The sequence below is a fragment of the Butyricicoccus sp. Marseille-Q5471 genome, assembly GCF_951230135.1.
GTDB lineage: Bacteria > Bacillota > Clostridia > Oscillospirales > Butyricicoccaceae > Agathobaculum.
This window is the reverse complement of record NZ_CATNVC010000001.1, coordinates 63,646-82,676: the sequence shown is the minus strand read 5'-3', so window position 1 is coordinate 82,676 and position 19,031 is coordinate 63,646. Positions and strand designations below refer to the sequence as shown.

Sequence of the window (19,031 nt, the reverse complement as noted above, 5' to 3'; positions counted from 1 at the left end):
AAGGGATATGTCGTATATCATAACGATTGCCCGCCAATACGGTTCGGGCGGCAAGACAATCGGTCAGCGTTTGGCCACGCGTCTGGGCATTCCGTGTTATAACCGCGAAATCATCACAATGGCTTCGGAGGACAGCGGCATTAACACGCTGCTGTTCAGCGATGAGCGCCTGAAGCCGGATTTGCTCACCCGCCTGCGCAACAGATACAGCGGCAAGGGCGGCAAGCCGGTCAGCCCTGAACAGGGTGGCTTTACCGATGAGAATAATCTGTTTGAGTATCAGGCTAAAATCATTCGCGAACTGGCGGACAAAGGCCCGTGCGTGATGATTGGCCGCTGTGCGGACTATGTGCTGCGCGAGCGTAAGGACGTGGCTCGCGTGTTCGTCCATGCGCCGGAGGACTTCTGCCTGCAGGAGGCAATGAAGGTCGATTCGCTGCCCGAGCGCGAGGTGAAAAAGAAAATTGCCGAGGTGGACGCATACCGCGCGGCCTACTATAAGCGATATACCGGCCAGGAATGGAAGGATGCGCTCAATTACGATTTATCGATTAATTCCGCCGTGCTCGGATTTGACGGCACGGTCGAAGCCATCGTGCAGTATCTGGAAACCCGTGAGCGTTTCCAACCCTAAGGCAATACAAAAACCCGCCGAAACAAACGGCGGGTTTTTTCATACAAAGAACGAAGCAAAATTTTAGGCAAATTGCACTTAGACTTGGCATGCTTCCTCTGCGATAATAAAAAGAGGAGCCAAGGGGGAAACACAATGCCGCAAATTATAACAAAGTCTGCCAAGGCGAAAAAGCTGGCGGAGGATAATCAGCCGAGACTGGCGCACGTCAGTCTATGGACATATGAACATGATCAAGTCGCCCGCACGATGCACCGGCATCATAACCAGTGCGAGGTGCTGCTCACAGTGGAAGGACACGGCCTGCATATGGTCGGCGGCGAGACGCTGCACACCAAGCGCGGAGACGTACTGGTATATAATACAGGCGTTGTGCATGAGGATGCGGCGCAAGCGGACAGTATGGAGCACATATACTGCTGCGGGGTGGAGAACCTGCGCATTACCGGACTGCCGGAAAACTGCCTTCTGCCGCGCGGGGCGTCGGCACTGCTGCATACCGGTTCACGGTTCGACGAGTTTGAGGCTATGTTTCGCATGATTTATGTTCATGCGACCGAGCCGCGTCCGCACAGCGAAGAAATCATCGCACACTTGCTGCCTGCGCTGCTGCTCATGATTACGCAGCTGGGATATGAGGAGCAGATGGGTGAGCAGCCCGAATCGGCACAGGTGAACCTGATGCGGGAGTATATTGACACGCACTATGCCGAGGATATTTCTCTGGAGCATGTGGCGACGCAGGCAGGCATCAGCCCGTATTATGCATCGCATCTTTTTAAGGAATTCAGCGGCTATTCACCCATGCAGTATGTCATGCGTCGGCGCATCGGCGAGGCACAGTCACTGTTGCTCACGACCAAGCTGCCCATTGCTGATATCGCCGGACAAATTGGGTTTGACAGTCCAAATCATTTCAGTACGATTTTCAGCAAACACACCGGCTATGCCCCGAGCATTTACCGCAAGCAGTTTTTACAAACGACGCAATAAAAAAGCTCCCGCCGTGTGGCGGGAGCCTTTTTATTTTAATCCGGCGTGCGGTCACCGCCGATAAAGTTGCAGACCAAAACACCGGGACCGGTGTGCGAGCCGATTACCGTGCCGACAATCTGCTTCTCCGAGTGGATGCCGCCCTTTTCAAGCAGGCGGGCAGCCAGCAAATCGGCATCAGCCTCGCAGTCGCCGTGGCAGATGCGCACGACCTGATTCTTGTCCGCAATTTCACGGATGGTGCGGTCGGCAAGATATTCAATGGCCTTCTGGCGTCCGCGCACCTTGTGGCCGACGCCAAGCTTGCCTTCGTCGTTGACCCAGATAATCGGCTTGATACCGAGCAGACTGCCGACAACAGCCGAGGTGCGGCTCAGTCGGCCGCCGCGATGCAGGTGCCCCAAATCATTCACGGTGATTAAATGAATCACGTGGCGGCGAATTTGCTCGATGGCCTCGGCGGTTACCTCGGCTGAGCAGCCGCTGTCGCGCAGCTCGCGCGCCTTATCTACGAGGATGCGCTCGCCGCCGGTGGCAGACAGGGTGTTAACGCAGATAATCTTGCGATCCGGGAATTCGGGGGCGAGTTCGTCCCGCGCCATGCAGCCTGCGTCATAAGAGCCGGACAAACCTGCGGAAAAGCCGACATACAGCACGTCCTGACCGCCTTCAAGCGCCTGACGGAAAAGCTTTAGAAAAGTTTCCAGCTTGGCCTGCGAGGTGGAGGACATTTTTCCGGCACGCAGCAGGTCGTAAAACTGCTTGTAGGAAATGGTCTGGAAGCTGTCCTCTTCAGTCGTGCGGTCGTCAATCGTGAAGGAGAGGGGGGCGCACTTGATATCGTGCTGTGCGAAATAGGCAGCGGACTCGTCAATGGTAGAGTCGGTGACCAGTACAAAATTTTGCATGATTTTCCTCATTTCTCGTCAGTCGTTGATTTCCCAGTCCGCATCCGGCGTGCCTGTAAGCGACTGGGCAGGTCCGGAAACGCAAATCTCATAAGTGTTTTCTGTGCCGATCAGGCCGATGCCGGGCAGCGCGATTTTCGGCTCGACCGCAAAGGTCATGCCGGCAGCAAGAGGCGCATCAAAGCCGCGCGCCAACACAGGGGTTTCGTCCATGGTCAGGCCGATGGAGTGCCCCAAGAACTTGGCGCCGTTCATGAAGCCTTCCCGGAAGGCGGGGTCAATCATGGCGGTCAGCTCGGCGTAGATTTCAGAAGGCACAGCGCCGGGCACCATGCGCTGCGCGGCACAGCGTTCGACCAACACACACTGGTCATGTGCCGCGCGGATGAGCGCCCCCTGCGGATGGCGGGACCAATCGCCATAGAAATAGGTCATGCTTTTGTCCGTGTGATAACCACGAAAACCGCTTGGAATATCCAGCAGAATCAGCTCGTCCACCGCAAGGCGGCGCTCACATGAGCCGATGGACTTCATTGCGATACAGGTGCCGATTGTGCCGGAAGGACTGTCGAGTGCCGCGCTGCACAGGCCGTGTGCGCCGAAGGAGCAGACGCCGAGCACATCCTCGGCCATCGGCTGATTAAACCGCGAAATACCCATCGCACCGTGTTCAAGCAGGGCAGTGCAGATTTCACCGCACAGCCGCGCTTCGCTCACATCCCGGCGCACGAGGGAGGGAACAATCCGCTCCAAAACCGCGGCATGCATTTGACCGGCAGTGCGCATACAGGTGAGCTCATATTCGCTCTTGGTTGCGCGCAGACCGGAAAGAACGCTGTCTACCGACTTGGTGCGGGCAAACGGCAGATACTTTTGCAGCATGGAAAGCTTTTGCAGCGTCATTGTGCGGGTTTCAACATAGACTGTCTCGGGTATGTGCGGGAATGCTTCCGCAATGGTGCGAAAACTGCCCATCGGACGCAGGTCGGGGAAGAGTGAATCCGCCTTGGCGCATTCGTAGGAGCGGCGCACGAAAAACACAGCTTCATCCGGCGTAATGACGAGCGCGCCATCCTGCATTGTGCCGGTCAGGTAATATAAATTGATTTTATGGTCGAGAATAACCATGGACCAGTCAGGGGCCTGGGCGCAGAGCGCCTGACGCAGACGGCTCAGGCGTGCCGAAAGCTCGGCTGCGGGTACTGCGGTATGCGGCATATCAAGGAATCCTCCTGTGAAGACGAAATATAATACTTATTCTATCACAGATTTAACTGGTGGGCAATGTCACCGCGTTGACTTTTGTCGTCATGTGCGATATCATGAGATTTGTAGAAAAATTGTATTTATATGAAGGAGGTGTATGATGCGGAAAACTTTTGGCCGCCTGTTCAGTGATCGCCGCTTTGTTGGGGCGCTGCTGGTATTGGCGCAGTTTGTTATCGTCATGTACAGTGTGGGGCGTGCAAGTGTAAACTGGCGTTGGGTTTACAATATGCTGACGGTGCTTAGTATCATTATGGTAATCTGGTTGGTGCGAAAATATGATAACCCGACCTATAAAATCACATGGATTATCATGATTTTGACACTGCCGTTATTCGGTGGACTCTTCTATCTGCTCTGGGGCAACACGCCCTTTAACCGGGCGCGCACCCAGCATAAGTATGAGCCGAATCCACCTGATTTCCGCACCTATCTGCGCACGCCGATGACAGAACAGTTGGCGGAGGAGCGACCACGGCATGCAGCACCTGCTCGGTATATTGAAAACTTGGACGGTATGCCGGTTTGGAGCAATACAGAGTCCCATTATTACCGCGTGGGTGAGGATATGTTCGCTTCAATGTGTGAAGAATTGCGCAAAGCCGAGAAATTTATTTTTCTTGAGTATTTCATCATTGAAGAAGGCGTAATGTGGAATACGATTCTGGATATCCTGTGTCAGAAGGTGCGGGAGGGCGTGGATGTGCGCGTGCTGTATGACGATGTTGGCTCGATCGCAACGCTCCCGATGAATTATGATCGGCATTTGTGCTCACTTGGCATTCGCGCGGTGCGCTTTAATCGCTTTATTCCGACACTCAATACCTACCTCAATTACCGCAATCACCGCAAAATCATGGTGATTGACGGCAATGTGGGCTATATGGGCGGCATCAATCTGGCCGACGAATACATCAACGTCAAGCAGCGCTTCGGTCACTGGAAGGATACCGGCATCATGCTGCGCGGCGATGGTACGGCGAACATGACCTCACTCTTTTTGCAGATGTGGGAATATGTAACCGGAGAACCTGTGCCGCCGATGGATTTTTATCTGCCATCGGTGAAAATGCCGGGACGGGGCTATGTGCAGTCCTTTGCGGATTCACCGCTGGACGATTTGAACGTTGGCGAGGCGGTTTATCTGCAAATCGTGCACACGGCGCGCAAATATGTTTATATTGCAACGCCGTATCTGGTGCTTGACAATGAAATGATTACCGCGCTTACTATTGCGGCGCAGTCGGGCGTAGATGTGCGCATCATGACGCCCGGTATTCCGGATAAAAAGCTGGTTTATATGATTACGCGTTCCTACTATCAGCAGCTGCATCGTGCAGGCGTAAAGATTTATGAGTATAAACCCGGTTTTCTTCACGCGAAAAGCATTGTTTCAGATGATGATACCTGTATTGTCGGTACGATTAATATGGATTTTCGATCGTTCTTCCTGCATTTTGAATGCGCGACCTGTTTTTATGACGATCCGGTGGTCGAAGCAGTGAAGCAGGATTCGCTGGACGTGATGGCCAAAAGCCGCCTGATTGATGACGCATGGCTGCACCGCGTACCGTGGGTGCGCTCGGTTGCGGCTTCCGTGCTGCGTTTGTTCGCGCCGATGCTGTAACGAGGGAAAGGAAACATGGAACAAAACGAGCAGATTTTAAGCTGTATTTTAGATGCGGGCGAGCTGCTGCTCACTGCGGGGGCAGAGGTCGGCCGCGTGGAGGATACGATGGCGCGCATGGCACGCTCCTACGGCTTTGAGCGTGCCGATGTGCTGACCATCACAGCAAGCATGGTCGTCACAGCGCGGCACCGCAGCGGAGAGATTCTGACGCAGACGCGGCGCGTCACTCGTCGGGAAACCGACATGAGGCGGATTGATCAGGTCAATGCCCTGTCCCGCGCGGTCTGTGCTGCGCCGCTGCCGCTGGAACAGCTGCGTGCGCGTATCCAACAAATCGCTGATGCGCCGAATGGACAGTCGTGGACAACTGTGCTGGCCTATCTGCTCGTCGCAGGTTCGTTTGCCATGTTTTTCGGCGGCTCGGTGCGGGATGGCATTGCCGCGATGATATGCAGCATGCTGCTGTATGTGTTGGGGCGGGCGGGGGCACTCGTTCAGCTGCAGCCCATCGTGTTGACCATTGTTCAGTCGGCATCGATGTGCCTTACGGCATGGCTGATGGTGCAGATTGGTCTGGGGCAGGCGCTCGACAAAATCGTCATTGGCAATATCATGCTGCTGATTCCCGGTATTGCGCTCGTGACCTCGCTGCGCGATATGATTGGCGGAGACACCATCAGCGGTCTGCTCGGTGCATTTGAAGCCCTGCTGCGTGCGGTGGCCATCGCTGCAGGCTGTGCACTGGTGCTGATGCAGGTCGGAGGTGGCGCATGACCGAGATGGTTTTGCAGCTGATACTGGGCGGCATGGGTGCAGTCGGGTTCAGCCTGCTGTTTCATATGTCAGGCGGCAAGCTGGTTGTAGCTGGTCTGGGCGGCGTGGCGAACTGGGCATTGTACCTGTTGGCGCAGCATTTTTATGATGATCGCGTGCTCGCCTTTTTCCTTGCCGCGCTCGGCACGGCACTTCTGGCCGAGGTACTTGCCCGCGTGATGAAGACGCCGGTCATCACCCTGCTCGTCCCGATGCTTGTGCCGCTTGTGCCGGGCGGTGATTTGTATTACACAACGCTTGCGTTGGTGCAGGGGGATGTGGAACGGTTCGCAGACTATGGTAATTTGGTGCTGGGCGAGGCCGGAGCGATTTCGTTCGGTATTATCCTTGTGACCTGTTTGGTGCAAACGGTGCTGAAAATTCTGGCGCTGCGCAAAAGTAAATAAAAAGCGTTCTGTTCTTATGAGAACAGAACGCTTTTCACTGCGGAAAGTAAAGCAAAATCATAATAATACAGGATGCGATGCCTGCCCAGAGCAGACAGGTGATCAACAGGCAGAGCAGCCGCCGATACGGCCGATACGCACGCGGCAGCGCGTGGCCGATTTCATCGGGATTGCCGAGCAGACGAATTGCCTGTGCCACGGCTTCCTCTTCGGTAAAGCCGCGTTCGTGCTGCAGGTATTCCGAACGGGTGAGGATGTGGTCGATCAGCTCGCGTCGGACGCGGGCGGCATAGGGCGGCCACGAGATATAGCGGCAGACCTGATCGAGATAGGCGGCAATGCGCTCATCCGAGGACACATGCTTCACCCCCGACCACTTTGCCGAATTGCTTGCAGAAGGCCTCCCATTCGCGGCGGCACTTGGCGAGCGTGCGAATGCCTTGACGGGTCAGCTTGTAGTACCGTCGCTTGCGTCCCACATCGCTTTCGCGCTCGTAGGAGCGCACTTCGCCCCGGTCCTCCAGACTGTGCAAAATGGGGTAGAGCGTGCCTTCCTTCATGGAAAAAGTTTGATCTGAGCGGCACTCCAATTCGCGGATAATCTGATAGCCGTATTTATCGTTGTCTTCCAACAATGCAAGGATTAACAGGGTGTTGCTGCCGGGAAAACCGGCTTCGTCCTTTTTGCGCGGCATGCCATCATCTCCGATACCTTGATATTCTAGGTATCCATAGTATAGCGCGATGTCTGTGGAGTGTCAAATGTTAAATTCATGTTTGATATTTATGAATTTTTTTCAAAAGGTTGCATGGAGGCGCGTTTTAGGGTATGATAAGCATTAGTTTTGGATATGAGAGGAAAAAACATGTTTCAGAGTCTGTTTGATTGGCTGCTCGGGGCGGGGCGCGAACTCGCAGTCTTGATTATTTCGATGGTGCCCCTGGTGGAGCTGCGCGGTGCGGTACCGCTCGGTGTTGCGGCAGGTATGCCGTGGTATGAGGTCATGCCGCTGGCCTATCTGGGCAATGTGATTCCGATTCCGTTTGTGCTGTTTTTCGGTGAAAAAGTGCTGGACTGGGTGGGCACGCTCAAGCCGTTTACCCGCTTTGTACACAACTATAAGGCAAAGCTTGAAAGCAAAAAGGATCAGGTGACCAAGTATGCACGCATTGGACTGTTTCTGTTCGTCGCCGTGCCGCTGCCGGGCACCGGTGCGTGGTCGGGTGCGCTGATTGCAACGCTGCTCGAAATGCCGAAGGGCAAAGCGATGCTGTCTATCACGGCGGGCGTAATCGCAGCCGGCATTATCATGCTGATTGCGTCGAACGGTGTGCTCGGTGTGTTTAAACTGTTTTAAGAAAAGCCTCCGGCCGAAGCCGGAGGCTTTTCTTATGCCTTTTTCCGAAAATAACGGGCGTTAACGATCGCTGCAGCAACGAGCAGGATGGCCGCAATCAGCAGCACACCGAAGCCGGTACGCAGGTCGAATCGATCTGCCAGCACACCGACCGCGGTCGGTGCGATAGCGGCGCCCACGCCGGTCATGGTGACAAACAGTCCCATACTGATGGGGTAACGCGCAAAGGTATCGCCCGCATTTGCCACCGAGGTGCCGTACATGCCCGACATGCACAGACCAAGGCCGACGGTTGCAAGCAGCACCATGATAAGGCTGTGACTGCAAACGAGCAGCGTCAGAAAGCCTGCCATGCCAAGGCACATGACGAGAATCATCTGGAAGGGGCGGAATCGCGCCGCAATCGCGCTGCATGAGAAACGCCCAATCAGCAGAGAAACCCACAGCATGGAGGTGATAACCTGCGCCGAACCTGTGCCCATCACGCCGGTATCGACATAAAAACTGGTCAGCCAGCCCATCATGGATGCTTCGACTGCCTGGTAGCAAAAGCCGATGACTGCGGTCTGCCAGAACAAGCGCTCACGCAGAAAACCGAACTCGGTGGACGGTGCGGCGTGCTGCTCGGTCGGCGCGGCACTGTCCTCCTGCAGATGCATAAAGAAACCGGAAATCAGCGAAACAACGCCCAGAGCAGAGGCAAAAATGACCGCTGTGCGCCAGCCGCCGTTTCCGTTTCGCGTGCAAAACAGCACGATGAAAGGGGCAAGGCACGCACCAATGGCAAAAAAAGCGTGCAGCAGATTGAGCGGGGACGCATTGCCGCCTGAATATTCATTGACAACACGATTGTTATAGTCGGTGATTGCGCCTTTCGCCAGACCAATCAGCAGCATTGCGGCCATCAGCCACATCGGCGCACCGTTGACCAGCAGCATGACAAGACCGATGCTGAACAGCGTATACAGGATGAGATAAGCGCGTTTCAATCCGATTTTGAGGGAGAGAACGCCGGTGAGTAGGCCGATTGCCAGATACCCCACCGATTGAACGGACAACAACATGCCACCTGTTTTATAGTCAAGCTGATATTCGGCTTTGAGCATCGGCAAGACCGAACCCAACATAATCAGTCCGATGCCCAGCACCAGATAAACAAAAAATAACTCGGCGACGACGTAGGCCTTACGCCTGCCGAGCATGCGAAAAAAGGACTCCTTTTTCATACCCCTATGTAACCCCTTTGTTATTTCGTTCCAATTCACTATCATAGACGGTGCACGAAGCGTTGTCAATGTAATTTTTGAGGGGGAGAGGCACAAAAAAACGGCGAACCGTGACGGTTCGCCGTTTGATTTTGTTCATGTTAGATGCGGCAGGTTTCCAGCAGGTCGTTTTTGACTGTCCAAAGGTTTTTGGAAAGGTCGACAAAGTACGTCTGCGGGTTTTCAAAGCGCTTGACCTGCTCCCAGAGCGTGTCCAACTCCTGCGTGCAGTGATTGCGGATTGCATCGATGGCAGGACTTTCATAAACACAGGAGCCCTTGTCAAACAGCTTGACACGCAGCGGACGCACGGTGAAATCGGTCGCAATCTTCTGCTTCCATGTGTGGATGGGGTGGAAGAGGGTATAGGGCTTGGAATCGTCAATTGTTTCATCGTGAATAGTAATGACATCGCCGATCGCCTTGCCCGTCTTGTTGTCAAACAGGCGGTAAACCTGCTTGAAATGCGGTGTTGTAATCTTTTCCACGTTTTCAGAAACCTTGATTTTAGGAACAATCTCGCCTTCCGCGTTTTCAACAGCCGCCAGCTTATACACACCACCGAACACCGGTTCGGACTTGGAGGTAATCAGCCGTTCGCCGATGCCGAAGGAATCGATGCGTGCACCCTGTGTAATCAGGTCGCGCACCAGATATTCGTCCAGCGAGTTGGAGGCCATAATCTGCATGTCGGGGAAGCCGGCCTCGTCGAGCATTTCGCGGGCGCGGATGGACAGATAGGCGATGTCGCCGGAATCCAAACGGATGCCCTTGGGGCGGATGCCGGTTTTCTCAATCATCTCGCGCGCGGCGCGGATAGCGTTCGGCACGCCGGATTTGAGCACGTTATAGGTGTCAACCAGAAAAACGCAGTTGGTCGGATAAATATCCGCGTATGCGGTGAAGGCTTCGTACTCGCTGTCGAACATCTGCACCCAACTGTGCGCCATCGTGCCGCCGGCAGGAATCTGATAATCGCGGTCGGCGAGCACGCAGGCCGTGCCGTGACAGCCGCCGATATAGGCAGCACGTGCGCCATAGATTGCGCCGTCATAGCCTTGCGCGCGGCGCGAGCCAAACTCCAGCACAACGCGGCCCTGTGCGGCACGCGTGATGCGGCTGGCCTTGGTTGCAATCAGCGTCTGATGGTTGATGGTGAGCAGTACCATGGTTTCGACAAACTGCGCCTGAATCATCGGCCCGGCAACGGTAACGAGTGGCTCGCCCGGGAAAACCGGTGTACCTTCGGGCACGGCCCAAACGTCGCACTCGAATTGAAAGGTACGCAGATAGTCAAGGAAGGGTTCGGAGAAACAGTTTCGTCCACGCAGGTAAGCGATGTCCTCGTCGGTAAAATGCAGATTTTTAAAATACTCGATCAACTGCTGCACGCCCGCCATGATAGCGTAGCCGCCGCCGTCCGGCACACGCCGGAAGAACATATCAAAATACGCCCGGCGATCGGCCATCCCTTTTTCAAAGTAGCCGTGCGCCATGGTGAATTCGTAGAAGTCGGTGAGCATCGTGAGATTTTTCTCGGTCATTGCAGCAGTCCCCCTGCTATTTTTATTCGGTTTGTGTATCTGTCTTGACAGACGATATTATAGACATAATAGCTCTTTTTCAGGCAAAGTGCAAGCATTTCTTGAAAATGTCTCATACAGATTGCGTATAATTATACATAAATTAAAATAATTATAAATTTATATTGCCAAATGACTGCAACGGAGGTATAATATATCCAACGTGAAAAGTTGGACAAAACGGAGGAATTGATATGGAAAAGAAATATAACAAGGTAGTTCTGGCGTATTCGGGCGGTCTGGACACCTCGGTGCTGATTCCGTGGCTCAAGGAGCATTACGGCTGCGAGGTCATCGCGGTTTCCGGTAACGTCGGTCAGGGCACCGAGCTGGACGGACTTGAGGAAAAGGCGCTCAAGACCGGCGCATCCAAGCTGTACATTGAAGACCTGACGCAGGAGTTTGTTGACGACTATATCATCCCGACCATGAAGGCGGGTGCATCCTATGAGCAGTATCTGCTGGGCACGTCGTTTGCCCGTCCGATCATTGCAAAGCGCATTGTTGAGATTGCATTAAAGGAAGGCGCAGACGCAATCTGCCACGGCTGCACGGGCAAGGGCAACGATCAGGTGCGTTTCGAGCTGGCCATTCACGCCTTTGCGCCGCAGATGGACATCATCGCACCGTGGCGGTTCTGGGAGCTGAACAGCCGCGAAAAGGAGATTGCCTACGCGGAAGCGCATAACATCCCGCTTAAGATTAATAAGGAAACCAACTATTCCAAGGATAAGAACCTGTGGCACCTGAGCCACGAAGGCCTTGACCTCGAGCTGCCCTCGAACGAAGCGCCGCTCAACAGACCGGGCTTCCTCGAGCTTGGCGTTTCTCCGGAAATGGCGCCCGACAAGGCGACTTATGTTGACATCCACTTTGAAAAGGGTGTGCCGACCGCAGTAAACGGCGAGGAGATGGATTCGGTCAAGATCATCGAGACCCTCAACAAGCTGGGCGGTGAAAACGGCGTTGGCATTCTGGATATTGTCGAAAACCGTCTGGTCGGCATGAAGAGCCGCGGCGTTTACGAGACCCCGGGCGGCGCAATTCTTTATGCGGCGCACCAGAAGCTCGAGGAGATTACGCTTGACAAGGAGACTTCGCACTACAAGGCGCAGGTCGCGCTGAAGTTCGGCGAAATGGTCTACAACGGCCAGTGGTACACCCCGCTGCGCAAGGCGATTTCGGCCTTTGTTGATTCCACGCAGGAAACCGTCACGGGCGACGTTAAGCTCAAGCTTTACAAGGGCAACATTCTTCCGGCATCCGTTACCTCGCCGTTCTCGCTCTATTCCGAGGATATGGCGACCTTCAACGAGGATGACTGCTACGATCAGGCAGATTCTGCCGGCTTCATCAACCTGTTCGGTCTGCCGCTCAAGGTGCGCGCGCTGAATGACCAGATGCTGTTCGATAAGACCGGCAAGCATTTCCCGTCGGTAGAGAAGTAAGATATGCGTCAGGGCGCACCGTCAAGGCGCGCCCGCACGTTTTTCAGAGAGGTAATTGATTATGGCAAAACTTTGGGCAGGACGGTTTCAGAAGGAAACTGATCTGGTGGTAAACGATTTTAACTCGTCCATCCTGTTTGACTGCCGCATGTATAAGGAAGACATCACCGGCTCGATGGCGCACGCCGCCATGCTCGGTAAGCAGGGCATCATCGAGCAGCACGAGTCGGAGAAGATTGTCGAGGGTCTGCGGGGCATTCTGGAGGACATTGAGGACGGCAAAGTCGAGTTTTCGCTCGATTATGAAGACATTCACATGAACATCGAGCAGCTGCTGACCGAGCGCATCGGCGACACGGGCAAGCGCCTGCATACCGGCCGTTCGAGAAACGATCAGGTCGCGCTCGACATGCGTCTGTACTGCCGCAAGGAGATCCGCGAGATTATCGACCTGATTCTCGGCTTTATGAAGGCGCTGACCAAGAAGAGCCGCGAGAATCTGGACGCGGTCATGCCGGGCTACACCCACTTGCAGCGTGCCCAGCCGACAACGTTCGCACATTATATGATGGCCTACGCGAATATGCTCAAACGTGATGTTTCGCGGTTGCAGGACTGCTTGGAGCGCATGGATGAAATGCCGCTCGGCTCGGGCGCGCTCGCGTCGACCACCTATCCGATTGACCGTGATTTCGTCCGCGAGCAGCTGGGCTTTGCCCGCCTGACCGATAACTCGCTCGACGGTGTTTCCGATCGCGACTACTGCGTTGAGCTGTGCTCCGCGCTGTCCATTCTGATGATGCACTTGTCGCGTCTTTCTGAGGAGATTATCTCGTGGTGCTCGTGGGAGTTTAAGTTCGTCGAGCTGGACGACGCGTATTCCACCGGTTCGTCCATCATGCCGCAGAAAAAGAACCCTGACGTATGCGAGCTGATTCGCGGCAAAACCGGCCGTGTGTACGGTTCGCTCACCACGATGCTGACGGTATTGAAGGGACTTCCGCTTGCATACAACAAGGATATGCAGGAGGATAAGGAGGCTGTATTCGGTGCGATTGACACCGTTAAACAGTGCCTTGAGGTATTCACGCCCATGTTTGCGACCATGACGCTGCGCCGCGACAATATGCGCCGCGCGGCATCGGGCGGTTTCATCAACGCGACCGACTGCGCCGATTATCTGACCAAGAAGGGCATGCCCTTCCGCGATGCGTATAAGACGGTTGGCCGTTTGGTCAACCAGTGCATCAAGGCCGATGAGACGTTGGAAACGCTGACGCTCAAGGATTTTGCTGCGATTTCGTCCAACTTCGGTGACGATGTGTATGACGCGCTTGACCTGCGTACCTGTGTCGGCGAACGTAAGGTCATCGGCGGCCCTGCACCGCAGGAGGTCACGCGCCAGATTGACAAGATCGACAAGTTCATCGAGCAGGTGGAAAACGATGAAGCCTAAAATCTACATCGACGGCAAAGAGGGCACAACCGGTCTGCAGATTTACGAGCGGCTGGGCAGCCGCACCGATCTCGATCTGCTGCTGATTGACGAAGACAAGCGCAAGGACACGGAAGAGCGCCGCAAGTTTCTAAACGCAGCGAACATCGTGTTCCTCTGCCTGCCGGATGCGGCGGCGCGCGAAGCCGTGGCGCTGATTGAAAACGATACGACCCGTGTGATTGACGCCTCAACCGCGCACCGTATTGATCCCGATTGGGATTACGGTTTTGCTGAGCTGTCTAAGGCACACCGCGCGGCAATCGTCAATTCGCTGCGCGTGGCGAATCCCGGCTGCCATGCGAGCGGGTTCATTTCGTCGGTCTATCCGCTGGTCGCCCACGATGTGCTGTCGCCGGACTATGCGCTGACCTGCTCGTCGCTGACCGGATATTCGGGCGGCGGCAAAAAGCTGATTGCCGAATATGAGGACGAAGCGCGTGACCCGCGTCACGCATCCCACCGCATTTACGGCCTGAACCTGCAGCACAAGCACCTGCCTGAAATGCAGCACATCTGCGGTTTGACCGAAGCGCCGGTGTTCGTTCCCATTCTGGGCGACTTTTACAAGGGTATGGCGACCACCGTCATGCTGCTGGGCGTAGACGCGCACCGCGTGCACGAAACGCTGGCGCAGCACTATGCGGGGCAGAAACTGGTTTCCGTTGCACCGTTCGGCGGGGAAGAGCCGGTGATTTATGCTAACACGCTCGCCGGACATGACAGCATGCAGCTGATTGTCTGCGGCCACGAATCGCAGACCATCGTCACTGCGCTGTTTGACAACCTCGGCAAGGGCGCGTCGGGTGCGGCGGTACAGAACATGAATTTGATGCTCGGTCTGGACGAAACGACCGGACTGAATCTATAAATCCCTTCCATAAAGGAGGAAACGTGTTATGAAAATCATTTCCGGCGGCGTGTGTGCCGCTTTAGGGTTTCAGGCGGGCAGCATCCGCTGCGGCATCAAGGACAGCCGCACAAACGATGATGCCGCCATCATACTCAGCGACTGTGAGTGTACGGCCGCGGCGACCTACACGCTCAACCGTGTCAAGGCCGCGCCCCTCTATGTGACCATGGAGCATCTGGAAAACGGCGTGGCGCGCGGCATCGTCGCCAATGCGGGCAACGCCAACGCCTGTGCGCCCGACGGCATGGAAAATGCCCGCCGCATGGCGAAAGCGGCGGCAAGCGTTGTTGGGGTAGATGAAAAGGATTTGGTCGTCGCATCGACCGGCGTAATCGGACAACGTCTTAATATTGAGTGTATCGAGGCCAATCTCGGCGGCATTACGCTGTCCGGGGACGGCTCGGAGCAGGCGAATCTCGCCATCATGACCACGGATACGAAAACCAAAACCGCGGCGGTTGAGTTTACAATCGGCGGCAAGACCTGTCGGATCGGCGGCATCTGCAAGGGCAGCGGCATGATTCACCCCAACATGGGTACCATGCTGTCCTTCGTGACGACCGACTGCGCAATCACGCACGAGATGCTGCTTGATGCCCTTCAGGAGAACGTCAAAAAGACCTACAACCGCGTCACGGTGGACGGCGACACCTCGACCAACGACATGTGCGTCGTGCTGGCTAACGGCAAGGCGGGCAATCCGCTTATTGAGTGGCAGGATGAGGACTATCAGGTGTTCTGCAAGGCGCTGAGCGAGGTCAATACCCGTCTGGCGCGTCAAATCGCGGCGGACGGCGAGGGCGCAACCAAGCTGGTGACCTGCACCGTCAAACAGTCTCGCACCGAGGAGGCCGCCGAGCGGCTGGCGAAGGCGATTGTCGGCTCGAATCTGGTCAAGGCTGCGATGTTCGGCGCAGACGCAAACTGGGGCCGCGTGCTGTGCGCGATGGGGTACTCCAAGGCGCCGTTCCGTCCCGAATATGTCACCGTCGCGTTTGAGTCGGCGGCGGGCAGCGTGACGGTCTGCGAAAAGGGCGCGGCGCTCGATTTTGACGAGGAACTCGCCAAGAAGGTGCTCAGCGAGAACGAGGTCGTCATTCTGGTCGACGTCAATGAAGGCAGCGAAAGCGCGACCGCATGGGGCTGCGACCTGACTTACGACTACGTGAAAATCAACGGAGATTACCGGACATGATGGACGAACAATTTGATCTGGACGCGGAGCTCAAGGCTAAAATTTTGGTTGAGGCGCTGCCGCATATCCAGATGTACTATGGGCAGACGGTCGTCGTCAAGTACGGCGGCAACGCGATGATTAACGAGGAACTCAAGGACGCGGTTATTCACGACCTTGTGCTGCTCAATCTGGTCGGCATCAAGGTGGTGGTCGTGCACGGCGGCGGCCCCGAGATCAATGATATGCTGACCAAAATCGGTAAAAAATCCGAGTTTGTCAACGGCCTGCGCTACACCGACCGTGAAACAATGGACATCGTGCAGATGGTGCTGTGCGGCAAGGTCAACAAGGACCTTGTCACCCTGCTTGAAAAAGCGGGCGGACGCGGCATCGGTCTGGGCGGCATGGACGGCGGCCTGTTTCAGGCTAAGCGCCTGACCGACCGCGTCGGCACCGATTACGGTTACGTCGGCGAGATTGTTGACGTTGATCCGTCTCCGGTCATTGATGTGCTGCAGCAGGGGTATATTCCAGTTGTTTCCACCGTTGCGCAGGGTATTGACGATGAAACAAATTACAATATCAACGCAGATACCGCCGCATCCAAGCTGGCGGTCGCGCTGAAGGCGAAAAAACTGATTTTGCTGACCGACGTGCGCGGTCTGATGCTGGACCCCAAGGACGAATCCACGCTGCTGCCCTTCCTCAAGGTATCGGAGGTGCCCAAATTGGTGCGCGACGGCGTGATTAAGGGCGGCATGATTCCCAAGGTTGACTGCTGTGTTGAGGCGGTGCGCAAGGGCGTCGGGGCAGCTAATATTCAGGATGGCCGCGTCAAGCATTCAATTTTGATTGAATTGCTGTCCAAGGTTGGCGTCGGTACCATGTTCCAGTAAGAAAGAAGCGGATTTACATGACATATCAAGAACTCAAGGCCGAGGAAAATCAATATGTGATGAACACCTACGGCCGTTTCCCAATCGCGCTCGACCACGGTGAGGGCGCCACGCTTTGGGACGTTGCGGGTAAAAAGTACATTGATCTGGCATCGGGCATCGGTGTCAACTGCCTGGGCTACAACAACGAAGCGCTCATCGCGGCCATCACCGAGCAGGCACATAAGCTGATGCACGTGTCCAACCTGTTCACGACCGAGCCGATGGTGCAGGTCGCAAAGAAGCTGGTCACGAACACGGGCATGGGCAAGGTGTTCTTTGCAAACTCGGGCGCGGAAGCGAACGAGGGCATGATTAAGCTGGCACGTAAGTACTCGTTTGACAAGTACGGCGCAGGACGGCATAAGATTGTAACACTCATCAACTCCTTCCATGGCCGCACGGTGACGACGCTCAAGGCAACCGGTCAGGATAAGTTCCATAACTACTTTTTCCCCTTTACCGAGGGCTTTGACTATGCGATTGCGAACGACATTGACAGCGTGAAGGCCAAAATCGACGGCGCGACCTGCGCTGTGATGATGGAGCTGATTCAGGGCGAGGGTGGTGTACTGCCGCTCGACGCTGCGTTTGTAAAGCAGGTCGAAGCGCTGTGCCGCGAAAAGGATTTGCTGCTGCTGATTGACGAGGTGCAGACCGGCATCGGCCGCACCGGCAGGCTGTTCTGCTTCCAGAATTACGACATCACACCGGATGTCGTCTCGATGGCCAAGGGACTTGGCGGCGGCACGCCGATTGGCGCGGTCATGGCTGCAAAGACCTGCTGCGATGTGCTGACGCCCGGCACGCACGCGACCACCTTCGGCGGCACGCCAATGGTGTGCGCGGCTGCAAACTGCGTGCTCGACACGGTCGCAGACGATGCGTTTCTGGCTGAAGTTCGTGCCAAGGGTGAATATCTCAAGGAGCAGATTCTCGCTATCGGCTCGCCTAACATTCACGGCGTGCGCGGCATGGGTCTGATGCTGGGTATCATCGTGGACGAGGGTAAGCATGCAGAATTTGCAGGCAAGCTTATTGATAAGGGCGTGCTTGCGATTACTGCGGGTAAGAATGCCGTTCGCCTGCTGCCGCCGCTGACCATCAGCAAGGCGGAAATGGATGAGGCGCTGACCATTATGAAAGAGGTGTTTTAAATGAAGCATTTACTCAAACTGCTCGATTGCTCCGCTGATGACATCGTTGGCCTGCTCGATTTGGCCGATCAGCTTAAATATGAAAAGAAGCACAATATTACGCACCGCCATCTGGAGGGCAAGAGCCTGGGCATGATTTTCCAGAAGTCGTCCACCCGTACCCGCGTTTCGTTTGAGGCCGGTATGTATCAGTTGGGCGGTCAGGCGATGTTTCTGTCCAACCGCGACCTGCAGATTGGCCGCGGCGAGCCGGTGCAGGACACGGCGCGTGTGCTTTCCCGTTATTTGGACGGCATTATGATTCGTACCTATGCACAGCAGGAGGTCGAGGATCTCGCAGGCTACGGCACGATTCCGATTATCAACGGCCTGACCGACTTCTGTCATCCCTGTCAGGTGCTTGCCGACCTGATGACCATCCGTGAGAAATTCGCTGTGCTGGAAGGCCTCAAGATGTGCTATATCGGCGACGGCAACAACATGGCGAATTCGCTGATTGTCGGCGGCTTGAAAACCGGCATGAAGGTGTCGATTGCGACACCGGAGGCGTATCGTCCGCATGCTGAGGTGATGGCCTTTGCCGAGGGCAACCCTGATTTCTTTATCACCAATGACCCGATGAAGGCTGCGGAGAACGCTGATGTCGTTATCACCGACACGTGGGCGTCCATGGGCATGGAAGCAGAGAAGGAGGCCCGCGCCAAGGCGTTTGCCGGCTATCAGGTGAACGATGACCTGCTTGCTGCGGCAAAGCCCGGCTGCATGGTGCAGCACTGCCTGCCGGCTTACCGTGAGCAGGAGATTACGACCAAGGTGTTCGAGGAGCACGCGGACGAAATCTTTGAGGAGGCGGAAAACCGCCTGCACGCCCAGAAGGCCGTCATGGTCACGCTGATGGCGGAAAAGAAGGATTAAAAGACACAAAAGCGGCCGCATATGCGGCCGCTTTTTGCTTGCAATTCGCAGGACGGAGGAGTATACTGTAATTATAAATTGTGCAAGAGTTGAGAGACGCACATGAATGGGCGCAGCAGGAGGATGCTGCGTGT

General features: G+C 55.4%; 19 protein-coding genes. 13 read left to right on the top strand and 6 right to left on the bottom strand.

What is annotated here, in order from left to right; translation table 11 throughout:
• Positions 1 to 7: 7 nt before the first annotated feature.
• Entirely contained in the window at positions 8 to 634 is a 627-nt protein-coding gene (locus tag QOX26_RS00400; RefSeq protein ID WP_283672910.1) for a cytidylate kinase-like family protein, read from the top strand.
• A 135-nt stretch (positions 635 to 769) separates the two neighbouring features.
• Positions 770 to 1,627 (top strand): AraC family transcriptional regulator, encoded by an 858-nt coding sequence (locus QOX26_RS00395; protein ID WP_283672909.1) that lies wholly within the window; start codon positions 770 to 772, stop codon positions 1,625 to 1,627.
• A 35-nt stretch (positions 1,628 to 1,662) separates the two neighbouring features.
• Here the strand turns inward: QOX26_RS00395 and QOX26_RS00390 are convergent, their stop codons facing one another.
• Together QOX26_RS00390 and QOX26_RS00385 are read right to left on the bottom strand one after the other, a co-directional pair.
• The gene (locus QOX26_RS00390) at positions 1,663 to 2,535 is read right to left on the bottom strand and encodes a DegV family protein (protein WP_283672908.1); all 873 of its coding nucleotides are present in this window, start codon (positions 2,533 to 2,535) and stop codon (positions 1,663 to 1,665) included.
• 18 nt (positions 2,536 to 2,553) lie between these two features.
• Entirely contained in the window at positions 2,554 to 3,753 is a 1,200-nt protein-coding gene (locus QOX26_RS00385; RefSeq protein WP_283672907.1) for a M24 family metallopeptidase, read from the bottom strand.
• Between the two features lie 145 nt (positions 3,754 to 3,898).
• Here QOX26_RS00385 and cls point away from each other — a divergent pair, with 145 nt between their 5' ends.
• From cls to QOX26_RS00370, 3 genes are read left to right on the top strand one after another with little or no spacing between them, the layout of a single operon-like run.
• Entirely contained in the window at positions 3,899 to 5,428 is a 1,530-nt protein-coding gene (gene cls / locus QOX26_RS00380; RefSeq protein WP_283672906.1) for a cardiolipin synthase, read from the top strand.
• Between the two features lie 15 nt (positions 5,429 to 5,443).
• Positions 5,444 to 6,205, top strand: a complete 762-nt coding sequence (locus QOX26_RS00375; protein ID WP_283672905.1) for a threonine/serine exporter family protein — start codon at positions 5,444 to 5,446, stop codon at positions 6,203 to 6,205.
• Positions 6,202 to 6,651, top strand: a complete 450-nt coding sequence (locus QOX26_RS00370; RefSeq protein ID WP_283672904.1) for a threonine/serine exporter family protein — start codon at positions 6,202 to 6,204, stop codon at positions 6,649 to 6,651. Before QOX26_RS00375 ends, QOX26_RS00370 begins: the two co-directional genes overlap by 4 nt.
• Before the next feature lie 34 nt (positions 6,652 to 6,685).
• Here QOX26_RS00370 and QOX26_RS00365 read toward each other — a convergent pair whose 3' ends face one another.
• Both QOX26_RS00365 and QOX26_RS00360 read right to left on the bottom strand, forming a co-directional pair.
• Positions 6,686 to 7,009: a permease prefix domain 1-containing protein gene (locus QOX26_RS00365; protein ID WP_283672903.1), complete on the bottom strand. Its 324-nt coding sequence runs from the start codon at positions 7,007 to 7,009 to the stop codon at positions 6,686 to 6,688.
• Positions 6,996 to 7,346: a PadR family transcriptional regulator gene (locus tag QOX26_RS00360; RefSeq protein WP_283672902.1), complete on the bottom strand. Its 351-nt coding sequence runs from the start codon at positions 7,344 to 7,346 to the stop codon at positions 6,996 to 6,998. Before QOX26_RS00360 ends, QOX26_RS00365 begins: the two co-directional genes overlap by 14 nt.
• Before the next feature lie 171 nt (positions 7,347 to 7,517).
• On the opposite strand from QOX26_RS00360, the gene QOX26_RS00355 reads away from it, so the two are divergent.
• Positions 7,518 to 8,009, top strand: coding sequence for a COG2426 family protein (locus tag QOX26_RS00355; RefSeq protein WP_283672901.1), 492 nt, complete (start codon positions 7,518 to 7,520; stop codon positions 8,007 to 8,009).
• A 32-nt stretch (positions 8,010 to 8,041) separates the two neighbouring features.
• Here the strand turns inward: QOX26_RS00355 and QOX26_RS00350 are convergent, their stop codons facing one another.
• Together QOX26_RS00350 and QOX26_RS00345 are read right to left on the bottom strand one after the other, a co-directional pair.
• Positions 8,042 to 9,235, bottom strand: coding sequence for an MFS transporter (locus tag QOX26_RS00350; RefSeq protein ID WP_283672900.1), 1,194 nt, complete (start codon positions 9,233 to 9,235; stop codon positions 8,042 to 8,044).
• Positions 9,236 to 9,375: 140 nt separating this feature from the next.
• Complete coding sequence (locus tag QOX26_RS00345) at positions 9,376 to 10,818, bottom strand: nicotinate phosphoribosyltransferase (protein WP_283672899.1); 1,443 nt, start codon at positions 10,816 to 10,818, stop codon at positions 9,376 to 9,378.
• Positions 10,819 to 11,051: 233 nt separating this feature from the next.
• Between QOX26_RS00345 and QOX26_RS00340 the strand changes: the two genes are divergently transcribed.
• The 7 genes from QOX26_RS00340 (at position 11,052) to argF (ending at position 18,897) form a co-directional block, all read left to right on the top strand.
• Positions 11,052 to 12,305 carry an argininosuccinate synthase gene (locus QOX26_RS00340; protein WP_283672898.1) on the top strand — a complete coding sequence of 418 codons (1,254 nt, stop codon included), beginning with the start codon at positions 11,052 to 11,054 and terminating at the stop codon, positions 12,303 to 12,305.
• 61 nt (positions 12,306 to 12,366) lie between these two features.
• Positions 12,367 to 13,761: an argininosuccinate lyase gene (gene argH, locus QOX26_RS00335; protein WP_283672897.1), complete on the top strand. Its 1,395-nt coding sequence runs from the start codon at positions 12,367 to 12,369 to the stop codon at positions 13,759 to 13,761.
• On the top strand, positions 13,751 to 14,671 hold the full coding sequence (gene argC, locus QOX26_RS00330; RefSeq protein ID WP_283672896.1) for an N-acetyl-gamma-glutamyl-phosphate reductase: 921 nt from the start codon (positions 13,751 to 13,753) through the stop codon (positions 14,669 to 14,671). The genes argH and argC overlap by 11 nt, the downstream gene beginning before the upstream one ends.
• Before the next feature lie 28 nt (positions 14,672 to 14,699).
• Positions 14,700 to 15,908 carry a bifunctional glutamate N-acetyltransferase/amino-acid acetyltransferase ArgJ gene (gene argJ / locus QOX26_RS00325; RefSeq protein WP_283672895.1) on the top strand — a complete coding sequence of 403 codons (1,209 nt, stop codon included), beginning with the start codon at positions 14,700 to 14,702 and terminating at the stop codon, positions 15,906 to 15,908.
• A complete protein-coding gene (gene argB, locus QOX26_RS00320) occupies positions 15,905 to 16,786 on the top strand; it encodes an acetylglutamate kinase (protein ID WP_283672894.1) in 882 nt (293 codons plus the stop codon). Before argJ ends, argB begins: the two co-directional genes overlap by 4 nt.
• Positions 16,787 to 16,803: 17 nt before the next feature.
• Positions 16,804 to 17,982 carry an aspartate aminotransferase family protein gene (locus tag QOX26_RS00315; protein WP_283672893.1) on the top strand — a complete coding sequence of 393 codons (1,179 nt, stop codon included), beginning with the start codon at positions 16,804 to 16,806 and terminating at the stop codon, positions 17,980 to 17,982.
• Positions 17,983 to 18,897, top strand: a complete 915-nt coding sequence (gene argF, locus QOX26_RS00310; RefSeq protein WP_283672892.1) for an ornithine carbamoyltransferase — start codon at positions 17,983 to 17,985, stop codon at positions 18,895 to 18,897. It begins immediately after the preceding gene.
• Positions 18,898 to 19,031: the final 134 nt, after the last annotated feature.